Genomic DNA, 23,380 nt, shown 5'->3' with positions numbered 1-23,380 from the left:
CCCAGCTGATTCAAGCTGAGGCAAGGTTGCACATGGGTCAGTTCTCAGTGACAATTTTTGCTGTTGCCGGGTCAGTTCTCAGTGACAATCAACAACCCTCAGGTCGCAGATAGATGTGGATAGAGGATGGAACTTGCGCCGCCAGTAGTAGACGTCGCCGCGGCGGGTGAGGTGAGGCAGGGCAGTCATTACGGGCTCCGAATTGGAGACCGACGCGCCTTTCACCGCCGCAGCGGTGTCACAGTCTGGTGTCACAGTAACGGACCCCCGAAGGGGAACGCTAATGAGATCAGATACTTAGGAAGATATTGGCTCCGGCGGTAGGGATCGAACCTACGACCAATTGATTAACAGTCAACTGCTCTACCGCTGAGCTACGCCGGACCATGCGCAGGCTATAGCAAGCCATTTCAGTAGGGTCCAGAACCTTTCTGCATTTTTTCTGATAATTTGTCTGCTCGATGTGAGGGACAGGTTATGGTCAGTACCCGAGCTTGTGTCATCGCCTGAGGTAAGCGGCTTGCAAGGAAGGTCCTGATCAACAATGGTAGCTTCAACACTGCAGGTATTACCGAAAAAACGCATGCTGAAACGGCTTGGGTGCCCGCTCTTGATCGAGATGGTCCGGCTCATGTTCAAAACAACTTGACCAAGATGCGCCTTTGCCGAGGGCTGTCCCCTAGGGTCAGGACCCATTGATCTGCTTGAAGCTGCCGTTACTGCGTGATTCAAGCCGTCGCAAAGACGGGGGGGTGATGAGCAATCTTTTCTGGCTGACGGACGCACTGATGGCCCGGCTTCGGCCGTTCTTCCCAAAAAGCCATGGCGTGCCACGCGTTGACGATCGCCGCGTTCTGAGCGGTATAATTTTCATCAATCGCGATGGCTTGCGTTGGTGTGATGCGCCGAAGGAGTATGGGCCGGCGAAGACCCTTTACAACCGTTGGAAGCGATGAAGCGACAAGGGCATCTTCGCCCGGATCATGGAGGGTCTGGCCACCGAGGCGGCGGTTCCGAAGACGGTGATGATTGATGCAACATATTTGAAGGCGCACCCATTGCCCGGCAGCACATGCACGGCATATGCGAGAGGGGCACGGCGACCAGCCTGCGGTTGAAAAAAGGGAGCCCGACGACCAGCGGGGCCGTGTGATTGGTCGCACCAAGGGTGGCATGAACACCAAGCTGCATGCGGTGGCGGATGCCGAGGGGCGCCCGATCCGCTTTTTCATGACCGCAGGCCAAGTCAGCGATTACACTGGTGCCGCAGCCCTGCTGAGCAGTTTGCCAAAGGCAGAGTGGCTGTTCGCAGATCGGGGCTATGACGCCGATTGGTTGAAAGATGCGTTGAAAGACAAGGGGATAAAGCCCTGCATCCCGGGCCGGAAGTCTCGCGCCAAGCCCATCAAGCACGACAAGCGCGATAGAAACGCTGCAACAGGTCGAGATCATGTTTGGGCGATTGAAGGACTGGCGGCGCGTCGCCACGCGCTACGACAGGTGTCCAAAGGTCTTTCTCTCAGCTGTCGCGCTCGCCGCGACCATCATGTTCTGGCTTTGAAATAAGAACGAGTCCTGACCCTAAATATTATCTTATTTCAGTTTTGGTAATATAGAGATACATGATAATCGCAAGTCAGTCAGCCCAAGTTTTTCATAGACTTTATTACTTTCATAGCAACTTAAAAAAGTTTCACGAGGCAAAAATGCATACGGGCGCGGTAAAAAAAGTTGCAGGACAGGTCATTTGGTATGACACGCAAGTTCTGCCGAACATAAGCCCACAATTTTTTGATACAGAGTGGCAACAGAATAATGGGGACGTGTACGGCAGTGCTCCGGGGAGAGGCCATGCGATTTTCTTTCGTTCTGAGGGGCATGAGTTGGTTCTACGTCCATTCCGAAGGGGTGGTTTGATTGGAAAGGTTAATGCCAATAAGTACCTTCGTCTTGGAGCCGAACGTAGTCGTTCTTTCCGAGAATATAGCTTGCTGAACTGGATGCGGAGTCATGCACTCCCCGTTCCGCGCCCTGTGGCGGCGCGGTATTCGCCTGCGGGACTATGTTATAGTGCGGATTTGATAACCGAACGCATCCCTCAGGCGAGCCCTCTAGCAGATATTCTGCAAACAACACCACTGCCGCTAAAGACATGGTCGAAAATTGGCTCTGCTATCCGCCAAATGCATGCTCTGGGCGTCGATCACTCGGATCTGAACTGTCGGAATATCCTTGTGGACGCACATATGCAGGTGTGGTTAATCGATTTCGACAAATGCAGGCGCCGAGAGACAGGTAGTTGGCCGTTGCAAAATTTGGCCCGGTTGAAGCGTTCACTTGAGAAGGAAAGTTCCAAGCAGCTAGAGCCCCTATTTTCAGGCGTAGAGTGGCCCAGCCTTCTTACCGGATATGATAGGGGCGTGAATTGATGCGGTGGATTCCCCCACCCAACGGCACCAATTGTGCAAAGATGGTGTTGTTGTAACCACCAAGAGGGAGGCATTTATGTCGGAGATTAAAATATTGGCGATCGATTGGTCTTGCTACGGTTTAGTTCCGGTCTTTTTCGAGCAATGTTTGCTATGAAGGAGATTAAGAATGGCAACGAGACACACAGACGAGTTTCGGCGTGATGCCGTGCGGATTGCGGTTACAAGCGGCTTAACACGACCGCAAGTTTCATCAGGTTTGGGTGTTGGGCTTTCGACGCTGAACACGTGGGTTCAAAAGCATCCGTTGCCCGGCAGGGCATTGCGCAGCAATGTCCCGAGAGGGAGCACGATGCTCTTATGGCGGGTCCGCACAAGGACGTTGAGAAAGAGAACGAACCCCTTCGCAAAGAAGTCCGCATAGCTCGCGCGAGGAGAGGGAAGTGTTAAAAAAGGCGGCAATCCGTTGGCCGGTAGGTGAATGGAACATTCACCGTTAGGCTTCTTTGCTGGCCAAAGCCCCCTCTCGCGCATGCAATCGACCGTACCTATCTGTCCGAAGGCGCATTCGAGATTGATCTTGCAGGGGTCAGGTTTGCGGCGACATGGCACGCTAAACCGCCAATTTAGCAGTGCTTCAGATTCTGTTGCAAACTTTGAGCCTTGACGCCTTGGCGGGACGTAATGGCGGTAGAGATGCTCGGCTGCTGCGCAGCACCAGTGTTTAAGTGTCAGGCACGATGTCGTTTGCGTGGTCTTGTGCGATTGACAGAAAGGCGCTGACGAGCTTGCCTCCACGGCGCTCGCGCAGGCAAATCAAGGTTTCGTCCATCATCATCTGCCCTTCATCTTCAAGTGGAATACGAATAAGACGGGGATCGTCGCCAAATTCGGCGGCTGACACAAACCCTACACCAGCACCCGAAGCGACAATCTCGCGCACGGCTTCTCGACCCTCTGCCGTAATGGTGGGCGTAAACGAAAATCCTTTTGCTTCCGCGGCGTCTTCAAACTTTTTGCGCGTTTTGGATCCTGCTTCGCGCATCACCAAGGGCAGACCCAAAAGGTCCGCAAAACTCAAAGATTTGCGCATGGCGAGCGGATGATCAAGCGCGACAAATGCGGAAATGGGGCTGGAATTCAGGGCTATTGTTTCAAAATCGCTGGCTGGGGGAAGTTCGCCGAGAATGCCAATATCAGCCTCATAGCGGAACAGGCTTTCAGTTACGGTTTCTGTGTTGCCCTGACTGATCTTTACCACGACGCCGGGATATTTTTCACGAAACCTAGCGAGTATCTTAAGCACGTGTACCGCGCTGTCGGCCATTATGTGCAAGGTGCCTGTACGTGTGGCTCGGCTTTCGGTCAATAACTCCTGCGCCTGTTTTTCGCTGTCGAACATGCGCCGTGTGATTTCCAAAAGCTTTTCGCCTGCAGGTGTTATCTCGACTTGTTTTTTGTGGCGGTTGAACAAAAGGATGTCATATTCCTCTTCCAGCTTGCGGACTTGGTCAGAAATCGCGGGCTGGGTTAGAAAAAGCTCATTGGCCGCGCGGGAAAAGCCGCCATAAATAGCGACATAATGGAATGCGCGAAGCTGTACATAACGCATAGCGGGCTCTTTCTATAATATTTTCTTATACTTTGATTGAATTTAACGATCTATCTTATGCAGATCAAGTGTGTTGTATGGCGTGCCGACACGGTAGGCGCGGCCCGGTTTTGGACCTGAATTGAGGAACTTATAATGCTACCTTGCGCGTTTCTGATCCGTCTTGCTGGCGCAGTAGTGCGCTTTTGTGGGCCGGTCGCATGGTTTGCACTGGGGTTGAGCGCGATCATGGGACGCGACTGAAATCGTCGCTCCTCGCACCGTCGCTTATCCAATTTTGACGCAAAGCAGGCTCTTGTTGGAAAGCCGTTTTCGAATGCCGACACAATGTATCGATTTTTGCGATGGTCTAATATAAAATAACGATTTTACATATATATTGACCTATGGGAAACCTCTTTTCACACCGCCATTTTCAAGAATGAGGCCGCGCATATGTCTTCCCTCCCAAACGACGCGTTTCCAAACCCAGCAAAAGGTGAGCCCTTCTTGCTGACGCCCGGCCCGTTGACCACTGCGCTGTCGGTGAAAGAGGCGATGTTGCGTGATTGGGGGTCTTGGGATGGTGATTTCCGTGCCATGACCAAATCGGTTTGCGATCAACTGCTTGACTTGGCAGGTGATCTTGATGGCGCTTATGTTTGCGTGCCGATGCAAGGGTCGGGCAGTTACTGCGTAGAGGCGATGTTGGGGACATTTGTACCACGGGATGGCAAGGTTTTGGTGCTTGCCAATGGCGCATACGGTCTGCGTGCGGCGGAAACCATGCGCTATCTGGGGCGGGCCTATACACTGATAGACAAGGGCGATTACATGCCGCCGCGCGGGGTAGAGGTGGCCGAGGCGCTGGCCGCTGACGCTGCAATCACCCATGTGATTGTGTGCCATTGCGAGACGTCTTCTGGTATTCTGAACCCTGTGGCCGAAATTTCCGAAGCGACCTATGCCGCTGGCCGCAAGCTGTTGATCGACTCTATGTCGGCGTTTGGTGCGGTTGATCTGGATGTTACACGGATCAGATACGAGGCGATGGTCAGTTCGGCGAACAAATGTATCGAAGGCGTTCCTGGCTTTGGTTTTGCAATTGCCCGCAAGGCGGAACTTGAGGGCTGCAAGGGCAACTCTCACTCCCTCGTGCTAGATCTATACGCGCAATGGGCGAATATGGTGAAGTCGGGCCAGTGGCGCTATACGCCGCCCACCCATGTTGTCGCCGCATTTCTTGAGGCGTTGCGCATTCATGCGCTTGAGGGCGGCGTGGCAGGGCGGGGGGCGCGTTATGCCGACAACCGCGATGTGATGGTGGCGGGGATGCGGAGCCTTGGCTTTGAAACCTTGCTGAAAGATCGCTGGTTGTCACCGATCATCGTAACCTTCTTTTGCCCTGCCGATCCGAAATTCGTGTTCGCCGAGTTTTATGAGCGGATGAAAGACAAGGGTTTCATCATCTATCCCGGCAAGTTGACCGTGGTGGAAAGCTTTCGTGTTGGCTGCATTGGCCGGATGGATGGCTCGATCATGACCCGTGTTGTCAAAGCTGCGGCCGAGGCGCTGGGGGAAATGGGGGTGGCCTCGGCTGCCCCCCCCGCCGAAGCGCTTGCCGAACGCGCAAAACTTGCCGCCTGATCTGGCACACACAGATAAACTAAAGGACTGACCATGACCCAAAAACAACCCGTTATCGCCAATGAGCGCAGCTATCCTTGGCCCAAAGTGACCGCGATTGCGATTTGCCTTGATGGATGTGAACCGGAGTACCTGACCCAAGCCATCGCCAAAGGCCTGATGCCTACGCTGAAGAAAATGCGCGAAACAGGAACCGACCGTTTGGCGCATTCGGTGATCCCGTCCTTTACGAACCCCAACAATCTGTCCATCGCTACGGGCCGTCCGCCCGCAGTGCATGGTATTTGCGGCAATTACCTGTACGAGCCGGAAACCGGCGAAGAGGTGATGATGAATGACGTGCGGTTTTTGCGCGCGCCAACCGTGTTCAAGCAATTCTATGATGCCGGGGCACGCGTTGCGATTGTGACCGCCAAGGACAAATTGCGCGCATTGTTGGGTGCAGGCTTGGAGTTCGGGGATGACCGCGCGAAATGTTTTTCGGCCGAGAAATCTGATAGTTCGACGCAAGCCGAACATGGGCAAGACGCGGCTTCAAAATGGCTCGGGATGGCGCAGCCCGAGGTCTATTCGGCAGAGCTCTCAGAATTTGTCTTTGCCGCCGGAGTCAAATTGCTGGCCGAATGGAAGCCGGATGTGATGTATTTGACGACCACCGATTATGTACAGCATAAATACGCCCCACATCAGCCAGAAGCACAGGCGTTTTATGAAATGTTTGATCGCTACCTTGCGCAGTTGGATACGATGGGGGCAGCAATTGTTGTAACGGCTGATCATGGTATGAAGCCCAAGCATGATGCCAATGGCGACCCGCAGGTGATTTATGTGCAAGATCTGCTGGATGGCTGGTTGGGCGAGGCTGCTGCCCGCGTGATCTTGCCGATCACCGACCCCTATGTTGTGCATCATGGTGCTTTGGGCGGTTTTGGGACGGCCTATCTTCCCAAAGGGGCCAATCAGGCTGACATCATCGCGCGCCTTGCCGCACGTCCGGAAATTATGGAGGTGATGGACCGAGCCGAAGCGGTAAAGCGCTTTGAGCTGCCTGCCGACCGGATCGGCGATATTGTGATGATTTCCACCGAAAACATGACCATCGGCACTTCGGCGCATCGCCATGATTTGGCCGCATTGAATGAACCGCTGCGCAGCCATGGCGGGCTGACCGAACAAGTGGTGCCCTTCATCGTTAACCGCGTCATCGATTTGCCAAGCCAGCCGGTTCTGCGCAACTTTGATGCGTTCTTTTATGCGACCACTGCCGCAGCACTTTGAACTGGAAAGCCGCAAATGAAAGATAAGACAGAGATCAGACATGAAGGCATGCGTATCGGTGGAGAAATTATCTTCACCGATGAGGTGATCGAGGTGCGCTATCCCTATACGAATGAGGTAATCGGCACCGTGCCTGCCGGCAAGGCCGAACACGTCAAACGCGCCTTTGAGATTGCCGCGAATTACAAGTCAAAACTCAGTCGTTATGAGCGCAGCCAGATCCTGCGCCGTGCAGGGGAATTGATTGGCGAGCGCCGCGAATATCTGGCGAAATGGTTGGTGTTGGAATTGGGCATCTGCCACCAGCACGCGATTTATGAGACCAAGCGCGCGCAGGACGTCTATCAATTTGCCTCCCAGCAGGCGCTGAACGATGATGGTGAAATCTTTTCCTGCGATCTGACCCATAACGGCAAAGAGCGTAAGATTTTCACCAAACGCGAACCGGTGCGGGCTATCTCGGCGATCACGCCGTTCAACCACCCGCTGAACATGGTCAGCCATAAAATCGCGCCGTCGATTGCGACCAACAACTGTATGGTGTGCAAGCCTACGGAACTAACGCCGCTGACCGCAATTGCGCTGGCCGATATTCTGTACGAGGCGGGGTTGCCGCCTGAAATGTTCCAAATTGTGACCGGTTGGCCGAAAGACATCGGCGAAGAAATGATGGTTAACGAACACATCGACATCATAACTTTTACCGGCGGTGTTCCCGTGGGCAAGCTAATCGCCGCAAAGGCTGGGTACAAACGCCAGGCCCTGGAACTGGGCGGCAACGACCCGTTGATCATCTGCAATGATTTGTCCGATGCAGATCTGGAAAAGGCCGCAACCATCGCCGTGGCCGGGGCCACCGGGAATTCGGGGCAGCGCTGCACCGCTATCAAGCGCATCTTGGTGCAAGAAAGCGTAGCGGATCGTTTCGTCCCGATGGTGCTTGCCAAGGCAAAGGCTATCAAATTCGGTGACCCTCAAGATCCGGCGACAGAACTGGGCTGCGTGATCCATGCTAAAGCGGCGGAACTTTTTGAAAAACGCGTGTTCATGGCCGAGAAGGACGGGGCTGAGATCCTGTATCATCCGGGTCGTCAAGGCGCACTTTTGCCGCCCATTGTGGTCGATAGGGTGCCACACGGATCTGAGCTGGTTATGGAAGAAACCTTTGGTCCGATCATCCCCATCGTGCGCGTGCCCGATGATGACGCCGAGGTGATGCGGATCTCTAATTCGACGCCGTTCGGGTTGTCTTCCGGGGTTTGCACCAATGACCTGCACCGGGCGATTGCCTATATTAACGGGCTTGATGTTGGCACTTGCAACATTTGGGAACAGCCCGGCTACCGGATCGAAATGTCGCCCTTTGGCGGCATCAAGGACAGCGGCAACGCGGTGAAAGAAGGCGTCATCGAAGCAATGAAATTCTTTACCAATGTCAAAACCTATTCCCTGCCTTGGCCAAACTAATGCGACAAGTCTTCCTGTGACTTACGCGGCCCCGCGGGGCCGCGATTTTTCTTTAACACAAAGGCTTGGCGAATGAGGATCACGCACACGGAAGGTGAGAGTAACCAATCCGCAGCTCGCATCGCTTGGGCCGCTAAACACCCCGATGCGGCCACCCGTGACCTGCTGGCCCGTGATGCCAATGCGTTTTTGCATCAAGCGCTGTCCAGCCCTTGTGTGTCAACGATTGCAAAGGCCGAAGGCATCTGGATCGAAGATACTGCGGGCCGCCGCTACATGGACTTTCATGGGAATTCCGTGCATCACATCGGTTACGGTCACCCCCGCTTGATTGCCGCGATCAAAGCGCAGCTTGATGCGCTTCCTTTTGCGCCACGCCGGTTTACCAATGAGCCGGCGGTCGAACTGGCCGAAAAGCTGGGGACAATCGCGCCCGGTGATTTGAACAAGGTGCTGTTCACCACGGGCGGGTCAGACGCCAATGAGGTGGCGCTCAAAATTGCGCGGGCAGCGACGGGACGGTTTAAGACCATCAGTTTTTGGGATGCGTTTCACGGTGCCGGCTTTGGTGCAGCAAGTGTCGGCGGCGAAGCCACGTTTCGATCCCATATCGCAGGACCTTTGATGACGGGGACTGAGCATGTTGCGCCCTTCAACTGCTATCGCTGCCCCTATAATCACGCGAGCCCGCAAAGCTGCGGTTTGGCTTGTGCCGGCATGGTCGATTATGTTTTGGGCCGTGAAGGTGATGTCGCAGCGGTGATTGCAGAACCCATGCGTGCCGTGCCTGTCGTGCCGCCACCGGGGTTTTGGCAAGCGGTGCGCGCCGCCTGCAATCGCCACGGCGCATTATTGATAATGGATGAAATTCCCACCGGATTGGGCAAAACGGGTCGCATGTTTGCCTTTGAACATGATGAGGTTATTCCCGATATCGTTACCCTTGGAAAATCGCTTGGGGGTGGCATATTGCCCATCGCCGCCGTCATCGCGCGGCAAGGTTTGGATGTGTGCGGTGACTTTGCGATCGGCCATTACACGCATGAAAAAAACCCAGTGACCGCGCGGGCAGCCCTTACCACGTTACAAATTATTGAAGATGAGGGGTTGGTGGAACGCAGCGCCACGCTCGGAACCTATGCGCTGGACCGACTACGGGATTTTGGTTGCCGAAGCCCGATTGTCGGTGATGTGCGGGGCAGGGGGCTTATGTTTGGCGTGGAAATTGTCGAAGACCGAGCAACGAAAGCCGAGGCTCGAGACCGGGCAGAGCGCATCTATTATCGCTGTCTTGAGGCCGGGCTGTCGTTCAAAATCAGCGCGGGTTGCGTGTTGATGATGTCGCCACCGCTGACCATCCGGCAGGACGATCTGGATCGCGCTCTAACTATCGTCGAATCCGCCATTTTGGCCGAGGCATGACCGCATTCGCTCTTGGATTGGTGCTGTTTTCGGCGTTGCTGCATGCAAGTTGGAATGCGATGCTAAAGGCGGTTGACGATCGGGCCGGTGTGCTGGGGGCGGTGTCGCTCGCACACGCACTGGTGGGGGTGTTGCTGATTGCGGTGTCACCCCTTCCTGATCGCGCAAGCTGGCCCTCAATCCTTATATCAACTCTTGTGCACTACGGCTACTATCTGCTTTTGTTTCGGGCCTATCGACATGGCGACCTAAGCCAAGTCTATCCGATTTCACGAGGGCTCGCCCCAGCTTTTGTGGCGCTATCGGCATGGTTCATCATTGGCGAAACCTTGTCGCCGTTGGGCTGGGTGGGTTTGGCCGCCATTAGTGCGGGGATCTGCCTGTTGGCGATGCTGCGCGGGGCAGCGCAGGCACCGGGTTCCACCATCGGGTTGGCGTTGCTGTTGGGGGTTTGTATCGGCACATATTCGGTGGCCGATGGTATTGGCATACGGCAGTCTGGGACTGCGACAGGCTATATGGGCTGGTTGTTTTTATTCGAGGCGCCGGTCCCTTTGGCTATCGCCCTGCATCGCCACCGCAATCGGGGCCAGTTTGCGCCACGCACCTTGATCCTTGGGCTGTTGGGCGGCGTGGCGGCTGTCACGGCGTATGGCTTGGTACTCTATGTCAAAACCATCGCGCCGTTGGGCGCCGTCTCGGCATTGCGCGAATCCAGCGTCATAATTGCTGCAATGATCGGGGTTGTGGTTTTTGGAGAGCGCCCGTGGCAGGGGCGGATGTTAGCGGCCGTGGTTGTTGCCGTGGGGGTCATCGCGGTGTCGCAGGCCGGATAAATACGGAGTATCGATTTCCGCCATACCGCCTTCACCCCAAAAGCCGAACTTTTTCGTGTGTTATATCGTGGAAGTTGTCTGACACTTTGTCGCGGAAGGTTTTCCATTCGTTTGGGATGGTTTCACGCATGAATGCGCCGAATGGCCTCGGCGAACTGCTTGTGACTTCGGTTGGGCTCTGTTGCACAAATCGCAGGGAATTCCCTACAGGACTCCAAGGTGTTAGTCCGGTTGTACAAGCAAACCCAGACCACCTACCTACCGCACGACCAACTGGTGCAGCGACAATGCGGCCCTCAAGCAGCGTGATTTGTTGCTGATCTGGTTCGATCCTGAGACGCCGTGGTTGGCCGCGCCATCCGGCAGGCGGGGCCGATCTCCCATTTGTGCCGATGCGGCGATCTAGGCATGCTTGACGTTGAAGGCGCTGTTTGGGTTGCCTCTGCGGCAAGCCACGGGGCTGGTTACGAGCGCCTTGGAACTTGCCGGCCTGGATTGGTCGATGCCGGACTTCAGCACATTGTCGCGCCGCAAGTGCGGCACGTAGCGCCTGTGCCGTCAGACCCGCCCGTAAGAACGCGCGGCCATGGTTGGACAATACACCCGGCGCACAGGCCCGGAACGAAATCCTTCGTGCCATCCGCCGCATCAGTCGCACGATCTGGCGCCGATGGAGCGGCTATCACCGACGAAGTCTGGTCGAAATAAAAATGCGCTGCTTCAAGCTACTCGGCGGGCGCGTCATGGCACGTGACTTCGACAGGCAGGATTGCGGACCTGCAGATCAGGGCCGCAATCCTGAACCGCTTCACAGCCCTTGGAACGCCCCAAAGCCAACGCGTGGGATGCGTTTGTCCAAAGGAAGGAGAAGCTCGATCTCAGGCGGATTTGTATAACAGAGCCAGCGGCCTTGCACAGCAATCAAGAGCCGAACCCCTACTTTACAGCCCCGCTAAGGTTGATCCGGTAGATATGACCGACCAACGGGGCCTTAACACTTCTGGTCATTCATGATGGGTCGGGGCGTCGCAGGGACCACTGCTCCCAGACAAAATCATAGCTCCAATCGCAGGAATGAGTTTTTGCCAAAACGCTGCGGATCGCGTCTCGCCGAGCAATGTCCGATGCGGCAAAGAGGTGAAACTGCACCTGCAAGATCCCGATGCGGGGCAAAATACCTGCCTCATTCAGCGCTGGCAAAAGATCATACTCGCCGCCTTCGATGTTGATCTTCATCAGGTCGATACGGTTGATGGCGGTCTTTGCAAAAAAGCGCGCGACGGGTTCCACCCGTCCGGTTACGGTGCGTGTCGCCGCGCGAAAGCTTGATGAAGCATTCCCATCATCAGGCAGGGTTATGTTGGCCTCTGCTGGCCCAAGCGCGAAATCATGCGTGGTGATATCGGGATTGCCTTGGAAACGACTGCGTATTTCTTTGGCAAAGGCCGGATGCGGCTCGAAGATATGGAGATGGGCACCATAACGGTCATGGATGTCCGCGGCCCAATCGCCTTGAAACCCGCCAATGTCAAAAACCACGGATGTGGGTCCGATGTTGGAAAACTGCATGCGGACAGGTTCCATCCGGTCGGCGCGCCACCGTTTGAAAGCCGTGTAGAAAACTTCCGACCAGGGTTCGCGGCGCTTGCGCAACCACCGACTGAGAAATCTTCGCATGTCTTGTATGTCCTTTCCAACCCGCGGCACCCAACCTCTATAGTGCCCATCTCAGGCATTGGGCAAGCGTCGAAGCCCTCAGCGCCCTAAAGATCCGTTGACCCTTGGTCGCACCGCCGATATCAGTACACCAGATTGAAAAGAAGGGCCTGCGTGGCATGCAAGAGACCGTCGAGACCTTCCGCTTCACGCCGGATATGCTGGCCCCAGCAAAAAGGTTGCCCGGGATCTCGGCGTTCATGCGCATCCGCAATGGTGCAGATTTTCTTGAGGCGACGATCCGCAGCCATGCGGCCCTGTATGACGAGATCGTCGCAGTCCACAACCAGTGCAATGATGCGACTGCCGACATTCTCGCGCGACTCTCGGCCGAGATGGGGCCACGCCTGCGGGTGTTTCACTATTTGCCCCAAGTGAACCCTGCCGGCAGCGACGGCCACGCCCGCACCCCTGGCGATGCACCACATTCGCTTGTCACCTATTCGAACTTCGCCCTATGCCAGACCCGGCACGAATGGGCGGTGAAACTTGATGACGACCATCTCGCCATCCCGCAGGCGGTCGGGGAGATGGTGGGCAAGATCCGAGCAGGGGCGGCGGATCCGCAGGTGATGCACTGCTTTTCGGGACTTAACCTTGTGCGCGGGCCCTTGGGTGCTTGGCACGTGCCCGCGGCGGCACCCGTTTCTGGCAAGGGCGATATCGGTTATTTCCGTGTAGGCGAAGGCACCCATTTCGCCCATGACCCGCGGTTCGAGCGGTTTGTCCGCGGCAACATCGTGCGTCGTTTTGCGGGCTGGTTCTATTGGCATCTAAAATTTCTGAAATCGGGCGGAGGCTTTGCCAACTACGAGTTGGGCGCCAACCCGGGGTCGCGCTATGTGCGGCGACAGGCGCGATTGCAAGCCGGTGCACTTTGGTCGTTACCCGAAACCATCAATGGCCTAAAGCCTGGCCCGTTGCGGCGTTTGCGTGCGGTGTTTGATGCCAAAGAACGACTGGCGGTGACACGGGACAACGCGCTCGGAACGGCATTCGCGCAAAGCGACCTGGAGGCTGCGCTTGATGCGTCCGCACCGGGCTGGCGGCATTGGCTGGAGGTAGGACAATGATCTGGCCGGTTTATGTGATCAACATGGCGGCCAACACGACGCGTATGACGCGCGTGGCGGACGAGCTTGAGCGTCTGGATATTCCCTTCACGCGGTTCGAGGCCGTTGACGGTCGGGCTTTGTCACCGGATGAACGCGCGCGGGTCTATGATCCTGCGGCCAATCTTCGCCGTGCCCGTCACCCAATGGTCGGACCTGAAATTGGCTGCTATCTGAGCCACATCGCGATCTGGAACAAGATTGCAAGCAGCGATGCACCGGGCGGCATCATCTTGGAAGATGATTTTTCAGCGGCAACTGACCTTGGCGCCGTCCTTGCGGCGCTCGCCTCTGACCGCGCGGACTGGGACATAGCCAAGCTTTTTTCGGCACGTGTTAACCAGCAGGTGTTTGACCGCCGCCCGCTGGTCGCCGGACGCGATATAGCTGTTCCCTATAAGGTGCCCAACACCACACTCGGTTATGCCATCCGGCGCGACGCCGCGGGGCGGCTCGCGGCAGGATCGTTGCCAATGTCGCGCCCCATCGATGAAGATCATAAGCACTTTTGGGAGTTCGACCTGAAGATAATGTTGGTAACGCCTAGCCCTCTTTCCTTTGGCGAACAGTCAGCCGAAACGGGCACGATCACAGCGGCCAGACGCCGGACAGAAAAACAGAAAAGTGGCGGCGTCCTGCGTCGGATAATTGCACTTGTTCGGTTCAGACTGAATTACCTCGCAAAACTACACTGGCACCGTTTGTTAGGCCGAGCGGGCAAATAGCGGAGCGGCGGGCGCCGCAGATCAAGCCTCGCCCAGAACCGTCTGGGCCGCGCGCAAATTAATGTCCATATAACCGGCAGCCGCCTGACGTGCCGCAGCCAAAGCGGGCAGACGAGAAGCGTAATCTGCTAGCGACATTTTTTCTATCGCACATTGGATGTCGGTCAGGTTTTCACACACCATCATAGCATCGGTATCAAAGAAATCAGAAATATTAGGACTGCCCCAATATATCGGAACGGTATTGCACAGGAATGCATCTATCAACTTTTCAGTAAAATACCCCTTTTCACGTGTATTCTCGATGACAACAGAATAGCGAAAAGGGGCCAATCCGTCAGATTTGTTCAAAAACGGCTGATAGCCTCTTCCCATAATGGCTATATTTTGGTCTGTTTTGCGGGCCCATGTTACCAGCTCATGGCGCAACTTATGGCCAATCTGCTTTTTCTTTCCCGATGCAATCAGCGAACACATGGCGCGTTTCGTTAGGTCGATGCCCCGCCAGTCCGGCACCCATGAACCGCCCACCGGAAAAAAAACCGCATTCGGAAGGCTTGCCATCAAGTGGCTGTCAGAGGTCAATATACGGTGAAACCGGCGGTGGAAAAGCTGTGCCATAGTCATGTGGCGCCGGTGTATCGCGCGGGGTTCCTGAATAACGAGTGAAACCTGCGCTTCAGTTCCGAAAGAGGGTCGGAAATACAATGTGCTGTGGGGGTGGATCAGCAGATGATCCGTCGGCAAAAGATCGGCGAGCGTCTGCCCGTCAATTTCCGAAGGCACACCAAGCGGCCATTGCAAATCCGACAATAGCATTTGGGACGGCCGCCACCCCAGTTTTTTCCGATAGGGCAGCATACAAACCTTGGGTCGCAGTTCAGCCATTTGCCCTTTATCCATTCTTCACTATCGGGGCCTATACAATGACACAGATTCTCACAAGATATCCAGAGGGGAGCTGGTCTTGCCCCGTTTTTGTTCCGGTCTCATTCAAACAATGTTTGCGATGAAGGAGACAAGAAATGGCAAAGCGCCTCATGCGCGCATTTTGCCAGGCCGCTGGCTCTGTTGCACAAATCCGCCTGAGATCGAGCTTCCCCTTCCTTTGGACAAACGCGTCCTACGCGTTGGGTTTGGGGCGTTCCGAGGGCTGTGAAGCGGTTCAGGATTGCGGCCCTGATCTGCAGGTCCGCCACCTGCCTGTCGAAGTCACGTGCCATGACGCGCTCGCCGAGTAGCTTGAAGCAGCGCATTTTTGTTTCGACCAGACTTTGTCGGTGATAGCCGCTCCATCGGTAATCCTCCCATTTTTAACGGGGTGCATTCGTAGGGTCCAGACTCATTGACCGTCAAAGCCAGAACAGGACAGTTGCGGTAAGGGCTTTGGCGGAGAGGAAGACTTTTGGGCATCGGTCGTAGCAGGTTGCCACCTATGAGGAGGGTCCGAAAACAGTCTAGGGGACTGTTTTCCCGACGATTGGCCAATCCTTCAAACGCCCGAACATGATCTCGATGCGGTTGCGGCGTTTGTAGCGACGCTTGTCGTATTTCACCGGCTTGCTGCGGGACTTCCGACCTGGGATGCACGGCTTTATCCCTTTGTATTTCAACGCATCTCTGAACCAATAGACATCATAACCACGGTCGCTCAGCAACCATTCTGCCACTGGCAAGCCGCCCAACAAGGCCGCAGCGCCAATATCGTCGCTGATCTCGCCTGCGGTCATGAAGAAGTGGATAGTGCCGCCGTTTTCATCCACTGCCGGGCAGCGGATAGGTCGGGTCGATCATTAGCGTCTACGGAACTGTTGCCGCCGAGGCCAACCCTTCCATAATCCTCGAGAAGACGCTCATGTCACCCCACCGCTTCCAGTGGGTCTTCGCCGGGCCTTATTCTTTCGATGCGTCGCGCCACCGCAAGTCATTGTGATTGATGAATATTATTCCAATCAAGACACGCCCCCTCTCACGGTTTGCGTGCAAACCGTTGCCGGGCAACGCATCATCCACGCGCGGCATATCTTGGCTCTTTGGAAAGTAGGGCCGAAGCCGCGCCATTTGCTCGTCCGTCAACCAGAAAAGATTGCGCCTTATTTCCCCCAAATTCGGGTGCGTGAATCACGCAGGCACCGCGACTTCAAGCCGATTAATGGGTCTGGAGCCTAATCACACTCTACCGTGTCGAATAATCGCAATCCCCCTCCGGCAATTGCCACACGCAATGCATATGGTCGGGCCACACCACCCATGCTGCCACGCCGAACGGGCGCTCGTTGTGGGTGTCGCGGACGGTGTCGCGCAAGTCTCAACATGCGTGCTCAAAACATCCGTTCCCCGCGCGGCCACGGCGACCGTGAAAAACACGGTGGCACCGGCAATATGGGGGCGGATGTACTGCGACATCGCCGCATTCTGCTCCAACATGGTTAAAAATCCATTGATATACGGCGGAGACCCACCCTTGCGCGCCCGCGTCCGCACCTTAACACGCGGTTAACGCGAAACGCTAAGCCCTTGGCACAAAACAAAACTCCAAAATGACCGCGCGCGGACATCTCGCCAAACACCCAGCCCCGCTTGCACCTCTCCTTTCGCGGCGTTAAACGGGGGAAACGCTGAAAAAGGGGCCCAAATGTCCATCGATATTGATACCGCGCGCAAGGTCGCGAAACTCGCCCGCATCAGGGTCGAAGAGGCGGATTTGCCCGCGCTGGCGACCGAGCTTTCGGGCATCTTGGGCTTTATGGAGCAGTTGAACGAGGTGGACGTGGAGGGCATCGAGCCGATGACCTCGGTCACCCCGATGCGCCTGAAACGCCGCGCCGATGTGGTCACGGATGGCGATATTCAGGCGCAGATTCTGAAAAACGCACCCGATGCCCGCGAAGGGTTTTTTGCAGTGCCGAAGGTGGTGGAATGACACATTTGAACGAACTCACCATCGCCGCCGCCCGCGATGCCCTGCGGGCCGGTGAAACCACCGCCGTGGACCTGACCATGGCCTGCCTGACCGCGATTGATGCGGGTGACGGGTTGAATGCTTTTGTCCACAAAACCCCCGACATTGCGCTGGATATGGCCCGTGCCGCCGATGCCCGTATCAAGGCAGGCGATGCGCCTGATATGTGCGGCATTCCGCTGGGAATCAAGGATCTGTTTTGCACCAAGGGCGTGCCTTCGCAGGCCGCCAGCAATATCCTGAAGGGCTTCAAGCCTGAATACGAATCCACCGTCACCACCCAGCTTTTCAATGCGGGTGCGGTGATGTTGGGCAAGTTGAACATGGATGAATTCGCGATGGGCTCGTCGAATGAAACATCCTGTTACGGAAACGCGATCAACCCGTGGAAGGTCGACGGTCGCGATTTGACCCCCGGCGGCTCCTCGGGTGGGTCGGCGGCGGCTGTTGCGGCCGATATGTGCCTGGCTGCGACCGGCACCGATACCGGCGGGTCGATCCGCCAGCCTGCGGCCTTTACTGGCATCGTCGGGATCAAACCGACCTATGGCCGTGTCAGCCGTTGGGGCGTGGTGGCCTTTGCCTCCAGCCTTGACCAAGCGGGACCGATGACCAAATCGGTCCGCGATGCGGCGATCATGCTGGGCGCGATGTGTGGCCATGACCTCAAAGACAGTACCAGCGCTGATCTGGCCGTGCCGGATTTTGAGGCGGCGTTGACCGGCGATATTCGGGGCAAAAAGATAGGTATCCCGCGAGAGTACCGCATGGACGGCATGCCAGCCGAGATTGAAAAGCTGTGGGCCGATGGCACTGCGATGCTGAAAGATGCAGGCGCGGAAATCGTCGATATCGCCTTGCCGCACACGAAATACGCGCTGCCTGCCTACTACGTAATCGCACCCGCCGAGGCGTCTTCGAACCTCGCGCGCTATGATGGCGTCCGCTATGGCCACCGCGCCAATCTGAAGGCCGGCGATGGCATCACCGAGATGTATGAGCGCACCCGCGCCGAAGGATTTGGCCATGAGGTGCAGCGTCGCGTGATGGTGGGCACCTATGTGTTGTCGGCGGGGTTTTATGACGCCTATTACAACCGCGCGCGCCGTGTGCGGGCGCTGATCAAGCGCGACTTCGATCAGGTTTTTGCGGCGGGCATTGACGCGATCCTGACGCCTGCCACGCCATCCGCCGCCTTTGGCTTGGGCGAAATGGCGAATGCCGACCCGATCCAGATGTACCTGAATGACGTGTTCACTGTGACCGTCAACCTTGCAGGCCTGCCCGGCATTTCGGTGCCTGTGGGCCAAAATGCGCAAGGCCTGCCGTTGGGTCTGCAACTGATTGGCAAGCCCTGGGATGAGGCAGGCTTGCTAAATCACGCCTATGTGCTGGAGCAAGCGGCTGGTTTTGTGGCCAAGCCTGCAAAATGGTGGTAGATGCCAGCGCAAACGTACATGCTGCCGGAGTAGCTTATGCAACCTTATACAGTGATCGTGGCCTTGCTGGCCCTATCCGCCTGCGCCACACCTGTTCCTGACAGCGGGGCAGGGGTCGGGTTTGGCAATTATTCCGACTATGTGCGTCAGCGCGAAGCAGGGCTTGCCCCGCCATCGGGCCAACCGTTGAACGGCGTGCCAAATGCGGCCCCAAGCCAGACCACCTTTTCAGCAGGGGCCGTGGGTGCGGCACTTGATAACGCCGAAAACCGAACAGCCGCCCCTGTTGATCGCGTCATCGGCCAAACCTCGCCCGCAGCGAACGGGTCTTTGGCCGCCAATCGTCCGCGTGGGGATGCCCCGATTGGTATCAAACAAGAGGGCGGCGAATTGCTGCAAGGGGGCGCGCGCATTTCGGACGAGCAGGATTTCAGCGCGGTTTCGTCGCGCGAGTCTATTGCCAGTGATGCCGAGCGCCTAGCCAACCAGCGCGCGCAATACGAAGTGATTGCCCCCACCGCCTTGCCCCAGCGCAATGGCGATACGGGATCAAACATCGTACAATTTGCCTTGTCGACCAACCATGCACCGGGCGTCCAGATGTACAAGCGCGGTGGGTTGTTCCAAAAAGACTCTGCCTCGGCTTGCGCGCAATACGCCTCGCCCGATTTGGCGCAAGAGGTGTTTTTGTCCAAAGGCGGGCCGCAAAGAGACCGTGACGGGTTGGACAATGACGGCGACGGCTTTGCCTGTGGCTGGGATCCGCGCCCGTTCCGCAACGCGTTGAAGTAACGCGGCCCATGCCCGTTTCACCGAATTTCGGCGAACGGCGCGGGGGCTTGTTGCCCGAATTTGTGGTGATCCATTACACCGCAATGGAAAGCTGCGATGCGGCCCATGCAAGGCTGTGCGATCCAGAGTTTGAGGTGTCTGCGCATTACCTGATTGATTATGACGGCACAGTCCATGCGCTGGTGGATGAGGTAGCCCGCGCGTGGCATGCGGGGGCGGGCACGTGGCGCGGGTTGGCGGATATGAACTCTCGATCGATCGGGATTGAATTGGCCAATGACGGGTTTGAACCGTTCCCCGAGCCGCAGATGGCTGCGCTGGAAACTTTGATTACGGGGATCATGGCGCGCTGGGATATTCCGGCAAGGAGCATTCTTGGCCATTCCGATATGGCACCTGGCCGCAAATCTGACCCTGGCGTGCGGTTTGACTGGCAGCGCCTTGCACGGGCGGGGCTGTCGATTTGGCCGGATGCCGACGCTGCTGGCACAGACAGCTTTCGCACGGCGGCTGTGCGCGCGGGATACCCTGCAGACGTGGCGGATGACGCCTTGCTTGCGGCCTTTCGCTTGCGCTTTCGTCCGATGGCGCGGGGGCCGTTGGACAGGGTTGATACGGCCCTTGCGCAATCGTTTGCAAACTTGTCCGTTGACCAAACGCCGCCGCAGGCGTAAGCCACTCCTCGCGCGGATGGCCGGATGATCGCGTGTTTGGCGTAGTCCCGTAAGGGAAACCGCCAGATGCGAGGAAAGTCCGGACTCCATAAGGCAAGGGTGCCGGGTAACGCCCGGCTGGGGTAACCCAAGGGAAAGCGCCACAGAGAAGAGACACCCCTGCATGTCAGGGGAATGGTGAAACGGTGGGGTAAGGCCCACCGCAGGCGTGGCAACACGGCTGGCATGGCAAGCCCCACCCGGAGCAATGCCGAATAGGGACCTCGTGCAGGCGCTTTCGGGCACATGCAGGGATGCCTCAGCCCAGAGGTCCGGGTTGGCAGCTAGAGCGCGTCAGCAATGGCGGGCCCAGAGGAATGGTCATCGAAGGACGGAAACGTCTGGAACAAAATCCGGCTTACAGGCCATCCGCGCAATATATGGCTTTGCCCCTATTTCTTTGGTCCAAACCGAGAGCGAAGCCAAAGGCTGCGCCCCCAAACGCCGCGCAGCAGGTTAAATGCGCCGTTCAAGACGATGAAGATCGTGGCCGGAACGGCCAGTGCGATTGGCAAAACAATCACCCAGATCAAGACGTTAAAGACCAAGCTGCCAGCGGGGCCATCATCGGCGACAGCACTGGCTGCAACGATCACCCCGATATAGCAAACGGTCAGCAGGGTCGCATGGGTCTTGGCCCAAAGCCATGCGCGACCGGCCTTTGTTTTGGGCGGCAGCGGCGGCGGGGTCGCAACACGGATCGACCCATAGGCGCGGGTCGCCATTGCGTCCAGCAGGTTGGTATTGTTCCAGAAATCCCGCCGGAACGCGCCGAAATCGGACAGCCAGCCATAGGTATCATTCAGCCGCAGCATGGTGTCCCGGTCAATCTGGGGCGACAAGACGGCCTCTTCGCTGCTTTGGCGAAACCGGCTGCGGATGACCTGCACAATGGCAAAAGGGATTGCATCCGCATGGTCAGGGTCGCGTGAAAGTGGATTGTCCAAGGCCTGATTGATCCGCGCGCCCCCCGACATGACAATCGTATCGGTGGCAAGGAAGGTCAGTAAGGTTTCCAGCTCTTGCGCGCGGGCGGTTGCGGCCAGTTCCTCGGGCGTGGGCTGCGGTGGGGCAGGTGGTTCAAAGCTGGGCAGGGGGGAGGGGGGCTGAATTGCGGCACTCTCCGTCTCTTGTGCGTCAGCCGCCTTTTGCACCACCTTGGCCTCGGCCTTGCGGGCCCGTGTGTGGTCATTGCGCGCCGTGCGCCCTTCGCGCAGCGCGATGGCGTTTTCATAAGTCGCCCGCAGCTTGGAAAACCCTTCAATATCTGTCGCTTGGTCAATCTGCTTTAACGCGCGGGCATAGGCGCGGCGGATGTCTTTGGCATCGCTTGGCATGGCGTCCAGCCCCAAAACCGACCACGGCCACTTGCCCTCAGGTGACATGATGGGCCTCGAAGTCGTCAATCGCTTGATGCATCCGTTTGCGCATAGCCTCTAGCGCCTGTTTATCCTGCGCGTCGATTGCCGTGTCAAAATCGACCAGCATTTGTGTCACCCATTGCCGCCCGTCGGCCCGCGCCATCGCATAGGCTGCCTCAAGCCGCGCGCGCAGATGCAGGTTTGCGGCATCATCGCGCGGGTGCACCTTTACCTTGGACATCTTGGCCAGCACGGCCTTGATATCACTGTCCGACATTTCGCCCGCCAGCTGGTCAATCACCCGATGCGCCTTTTTGCCCGTGCTATCGACGGTCACATCCACCTCGAGCAAGCCCGACACATCATAGGTAAACCGCACGGTGGCAGATTCGGCACGGGCCATATTGCGCGGCACCCGTACCTTTACCTCGCCCAGATAGAGGTTGTTCATGATCAACGGCGACTCGCCTTGATAAATCGCAAAGCGCAGTTCCTCTTGGCCCAAAGTCACCACGGCAAAGTTTTGTTCGCGCGACGTCGGGATAATGGAATTGCGTTCAATCAGCGGTGCGAAATACCCTGGGCGAAAATGCTGCCCAACCTGATGCGCGGTTTCGACCCCAAGGGTAAAGGCCGATACATCGGTCATCACCACATCATCCAGCGCTGCATCTTCGGCCACCAATGCCGCCTGCACAGCCGCACCCAAAGCGACCACATGATCAGGGTCCAACCCCATCATCGGAAACTGGCGCAGCTTGCGTCTGGCGAAGGCGCGCACGGCGGCCATGCGCGTGGCCTCACCCAACCAGCACCACTTTGCCAGTCTTTTCCGGCGTCATCTTGGCGTCATTCAAGGCGCGGTCCAATGGCGCCGACAGGCGGGTCATCAACTGCCCTGTCAGGTCGTCAAACCTGTCGCGGGTGATGGTCAGCGCCACCTTATGCCCTTGCAAATCGGCCTCGAGCACCACCTGCATATCCTGCGACAAGCCGCGCTTGGCGCGTTCGGCCAGCGTCAAAAGACCGGGGCGCAGGGCTGCGTCATTCACATCCAACCCCGATTGCGTGGCGATATAGCGCGCCAGAGTGTCGGTAAAATCCTCACCGCCAAGGAAGGCATCACCGGCGCTGGCCTTGACCTCCATCACCCCGTCGAACAGGTCCAGAATCGACACGTCAAAGGTGCCGCCGCCCAAGTCGAACACCAGAATGGACCCGTCCGCCTCGCGGTCATGCAGCCCGTAGGCAAGGGCGGCGGCGGTGGTGGGTTCATTGATACGGCGGGTGACATTTCGCGCCGCAATCCGCCCCGCCAAAGTCTTCGCGCCCCAGCTTGTACCGCCGTTCCGTGCCCATCGCGCGCCGTATCGCCCACAACCAGCCGGCCGTCTTTGATGGCGACGACTGACGGGGTCAGCACCGACCCAAGCGTATTGGGAATCAGTTTCGGCGCACCGTCCCTAAACACCGCGATAAGTGAATTTGTGGTCCCTAAATCAATACCGAAATGCACGAATTACCATCCTGTAACAGACCGTTAAGGGGCCAACTGCCGCCATGGCGGTTTCTGCGAAAAGTTCAGACAAATTTGGGAATATCAAGTTGACTCGGGCGGCTGACATGGGCATAAGCGCGGTTCAAGAGAATTTCGCGGGGAAAATACGTTTTCCCTCGCACGCAGGAGAAATACTATGGCGAAGCCGGCGACAATCAAAATCCGCCTGAACTCGACTGCGGGCACTGGGCACTTTTATGTGACCAAAAAGAACGCCCGCACGATGACCGAAAAGATGGTTGTACGTAAGTACGATCCGGTTAAGCGCGAGCATGTTGAGTATAAGGAAGGCAAGATCAAGTAAGATCTGCCAGACCCTAAGACAAATAGGC

19 protein-coding genes, 1 tRNA gene, 1 other RNA gene and 6 pseudogenes are annotated in these 23,380 nt (G+C 57.0%); 17 read left to right on the top strand and 10 right to left on the bottom strand.

The window, feature by feature from the left end; genetic code table 11:
* Positions 1–309 precede the first annotated feature (309 nt).
* Positions 310–384: transfer RNA gene (locus G560_RS0117225), tRNA-Asn, on the bottom strand.
* Between the two features lie 371 nt (positions 385–755).
* On the opposite strand from G560_RS0117225, the pseudogene G560_RS21805 reads away from it, so the two are divergent.
* The 3 genes and pseudogenes from G560_RS21805 to G560_RS21385 form a co-directional block, all read left to right on the top strand.
* Positions 756–1,561: pseudogene (locus tag G560_RS21805) on the top strand (IS5 family transposase).
* Between the two features lie 61 nt (positions 1,562–1,622).
* Positions 1,623–2,429: a 3-deoxy-D-manno-octulosonic acid kinase gene (locus G560_RS20860; protein WP_081647698.1), complete on the top strand. Its 807-nt coding sequence runs from the start codon at positions 1,623–1,625 to the stop codon at positions 2,427–2,429.
* A 169-nt stretch (positions 2,430–2,598) separates the two neighbouring features.
* Positions 2,599–2,733 (top strand): annotated as a pseudogene (locus G560_RS21385) (transposase); the annotation flags it as partial.
* A gap of 420 nt (positions 2,734–3,153) precedes the next feature.
* Here the strand turns inward: G560_RS21385 and G560_RS0117205 are convergent.
* Positions 3,154–4,041, bottom strand: coding sequence for a LysR substrate-binding domain-containing protein (locus tag G560_RS0117205; RefSeq protein ID WP_022705529.1), 888 nt, complete (start codon positions 4,039–4,041; stop codon positions 3,154–3,156).
* A 435-nt stretch (positions 4,042–4,476) separates the two neighbouring features.
* On the opposite strand from G560_RS0117205, the gene G560_RS0117200 reads away from it, so the two are divergent.
* From G560_RS0117200 to G560_RS20850, 6 genes and pseudogenes are all read left to right on the top strand, one after another.
* Entirely contained in the window at positions 4,477–5,667 is a 1,191-nt protein-coding gene (locus G560_RS0117200) for a 2-aminoethylphosphonate--pyruvate transaminase (RefSeq protein WP_022705528.1), read from the top strand.
* A gap of 33 nt (positions 5,668–5,700) precedes the next feature.
* Positions 5,701–6,945, top strand: a complete 1,245-nt coding sequence (phnA, locus tag G560_RS0117195; protein WP_022705527.1) for a phosphonoacetate hydrolase — start codon at positions 5,701–5,703, stop codon at positions 6,943–6,945.
* Positions 6,946–6,960: 15 nt separating this feature from the next.
* Positions 6,961–8,412: a phosphonoacetaldehyde dehydrogenase gene (gene phnY, locus G560_RS0117190; RefSeq protein ID WP_022705526.1), complete on the top strand. Its 1,452-nt coding sequence runs from the start codon at positions 6,961–6,963 to the stop codon at positions 8,410–8,412.
* Positions 8,413–8,484: 72 nt separating this feature from the next.
* Positions 8,485–9,834 carry a (R)-1-hydroxy-2-aminoethylphosphonate ammonia-lyase gene (gene pbfA / locus G560_RS0117185; protein WP_022705525.1) on the top strand — a complete coding sequence of 450 codons (1,350 nt, stop codon included), beginning with the start codon at positions 8,485–8,487 and terminating at the stop codon, positions 9,832–9,834.
* A complete protein-coding gene (locus tag G560_RS0117180; protein WP_022705524.1) occupies positions 9,831–10,670 on the top strand; it encodes a DMT family transporter in 840 nt (279 codons plus the stop codon). Before pbfA ends, G560_RS0117180 begins: the two co-directional genes overlap by 4 nt.
* A gap of 235 nt (positions 10,671–10,905) precedes the next feature.
* A pseudogene (locus G560_RS20850) lies at positions 10,906–11,516 on the top strand (transposase); the annotation flags it as partial.
* Between the two features lie 162 nt (positions 11,517–11,678).
* Here G560_RS20850 and G560_RS0117170 read toward each other — a convergent pair.
* A complete protein-coding gene (locus tag G560_RS0117170; protein ID WP_022705523.1) occupies positions 11,679–12,347 on the bottom strand; it encodes an FkbM family methyltransferase in 669 nt (222 codons plus the stop codon).
* 158 nt (positions 12,348–12,505) lie between these two features.
* On the opposite strand from G560_RS0117170, the gene G560_RS19700 reads away from it, so the two are divergent.
* Both G560_RS19700 and G560_RS0117160 read left to right on the top strand, forming a co-directional pair.
* Positions 12,506–13,459 (top strand): glycosyltransferase family 2 protein, encoded by a 954-nt coding sequence (locus tag G560_RS19700; protein ID WP_022705522.1) that lies wholly within the window; start codon positions 12,506–12,508, stop codon positions 13,457–13,459.
* Positions 13,456–14,223, top strand: coding sequence for a glycosyltransferase family 25 protein (locus G560_RS0117160; RefSeq protein WP_022705521.1), 768 nt, complete (start codon positions 13,456–13,458; stop codon positions 14,221–14,223). Before G560_RS19700 ends, G560_RS0117160 begins: the two co-directional genes overlap by 4 nt.
* A gap of 21 nt (positions 14,224–14,244) precedes the next feature.
* Here G560_RS0117160 and G560_RS0117155 read toward each other — a convergent pair whose 3' ends face one another.
* From G560_RS0117155 to G560_RS20840, 3 genes and pseudogenes are all read right to left on the bottom strand, one after another.
* Complete coding sequence (locus G560_RS0117155) at positions 14,245–15,111, bottom strand: glycosyltransferase family 10 domain-containing protein (RefSeq protein WP_033419505.1); 867 nt, start codon at positions 15,109–15,111, stop codon at positions 14,245–14,247.
* Between the two features lie 233 nt (positions 15,112–15,344).
* Positions 15,345–15,521: pseudogene (locus G560_RS21140) on the bottom strand (IS5/IS1182 family transposase); the annotation flags it as partial.
* A 54-nt stretch (positions 15,522–15,575) separates the two neighbouring features.
* Positions 15,576–16,284: pseudogene (locus G560_RS20840) on the bottom strand (transposase).
* A 574-nt stretch (positions 16,285–16,858) separates the two neighbouring features.
* Here G560_RS20840 and gatC point away from each other — a divergent pair.
* The 5 genes from gatC to rnpB all read left to right on the top strand — a co-directional run bounded on the left by gatC (position 16,859) and on the right by rnpB (position 20,506).
* Positions 16,859–17,146: an Asp-tRNA(Asn)/Glu-tRNA(Gln) amidotransferase subunit GatC gene (gene gatC, locus G560_RS0117135; RefSeq protein WP_022705518.1), complete on the top strand. Its 288-nt coding sequence runs from the start codon at positions 16,859–16,861 to the stop codon at positions 17,144–17,146.
* Positions 17,143–18,624 carry an Asp-tRNA(Asn)/Glu-tRNA(Gln) amidotransferase subunit GatA gene (gatA, locus tag G560_RS0117130; protein WP_022705517.1) on the top strand — a complete coding sequence of 494 codons (1,482 nt, stop codon included), beginning with the start codon at positions 17,143–17,145 and terminating at the stop codon, positions 18,622–18,624. Before gatC ends, gatA begins: the two co-directional genes overlap by 4 nt.
* A 36-nt stretch (positions 18,625–18,660) precedes the next feature.
* Positions 18,661–19,416, top strand: a complete 756-nt coding sequence (locus tag G560_RS0117125) for a hypothetical protein (protein ID WP_022705516.1) — start codon at positions 18,661–18,663, stop codon at positions 19,414–19,416.
* Positions 19,417–19,424: 8 nt separating this feature from the next.
* On the top strand, positions 19,425–20,090 hold the full coding sequence (locus tag G560_RS0117120; RefSeq protein WP_022705515.1) for an N-acetylmuramoyl-L-alanine amidase: 666 nt from the start codon (positions 19,425–19,427) through the stop codon (positions 20,088–20,090).
* 12 nt (positions 20,091–20,102) lie between these two features.
* An RNA gene (gene rnpB, locus G560_RS20460) (RNase P RNA component class A) lies at positions 20,103–20,506 on the top strand.
* 15 nt (positions 20,507–20,521) lie between these two features.
* Here the strand turns inward: rnpB and G560_RS0117115 are convergent.
* From G560_RS0117115 to G560_RS21800, 4 genes and pseudogenes are all read right to left on the bottom strand, one after another.
* Complete coding sequence (locus G560_RS0117115) at positions 20,522–21,514, bottom strand: hypothetical protein (protein WP_022705514.1); 993 nt, start codon at positions 21,512–21,514, stop codon at positions 20,522–20,524.
* Positions 21,504–22,280 (bottom strand): Hsp70 family protein, encoded by a 777-nt coding sequence (locus G560_RS21690; protein WP_155947374.1) that lies wholly within the window; start codon positions 22,278–22,280, stop codon positions 21,504–21,506. The genes G560_RS0117115 and G560_RS21690 overlap by 11 nt, the downstream gene beginning before the upstream one ends.
* A 10-nt stretch (positions 22,281–22,290) precedes the next feature.
* Entirely contained in the window at positions 22,291–22,809 is a 519-nt protein-coding gene (locus G560_RS21685) for an Hsp70 family protein (RefSeq protein WP_050525260.1), read from the bottom strand.
* Positions 22,810–22,856: 47 nt separating this feature from the next.
* A pseudogene (locus tag G560_RS21800) lies at positions 22,857–23,006 on the bottom strand (Hsp70 family protein); the annotation flags it as partial.
* A gap of 178 nt (positions 23,007–23,184) precedes the next feature.
* On the opposite strand from G560_RS21800, the gene rpmG reads away from it, so the two are divergent.
* The gene (gene rpmG / locus G560_RS0117105) at positions 23,185–23,352 is read left to right on the top strand and encodes a 50S ribosomal protein L33 (protein ID WP_022705513.1); all 168 of its coding nucleotides are present in this window, start codon (positions 23,185–23,187) and stop codon (positions 23,350–23,352) included.
* Positions 23,353–23,380: the final 28 nt, after the last annotated feature.

The organism is Pseudorhodobacter ferrugineus DSM 5888, from assembly GCF_000420745.1.
GTDB classification, from domain to species: domain Bacteria; phylum Pseudomonadota; class Alphaproteobacteria; order Rhodobacterales; family Rhodobacteraceae; genus Pseudorhodobacter; species Pseudorhodobacter ferrugineus.
Note: the sequence above shows the minus strand (reverse complement) of the source record. Positions and strands in the feature narration are given on the sequence as shown.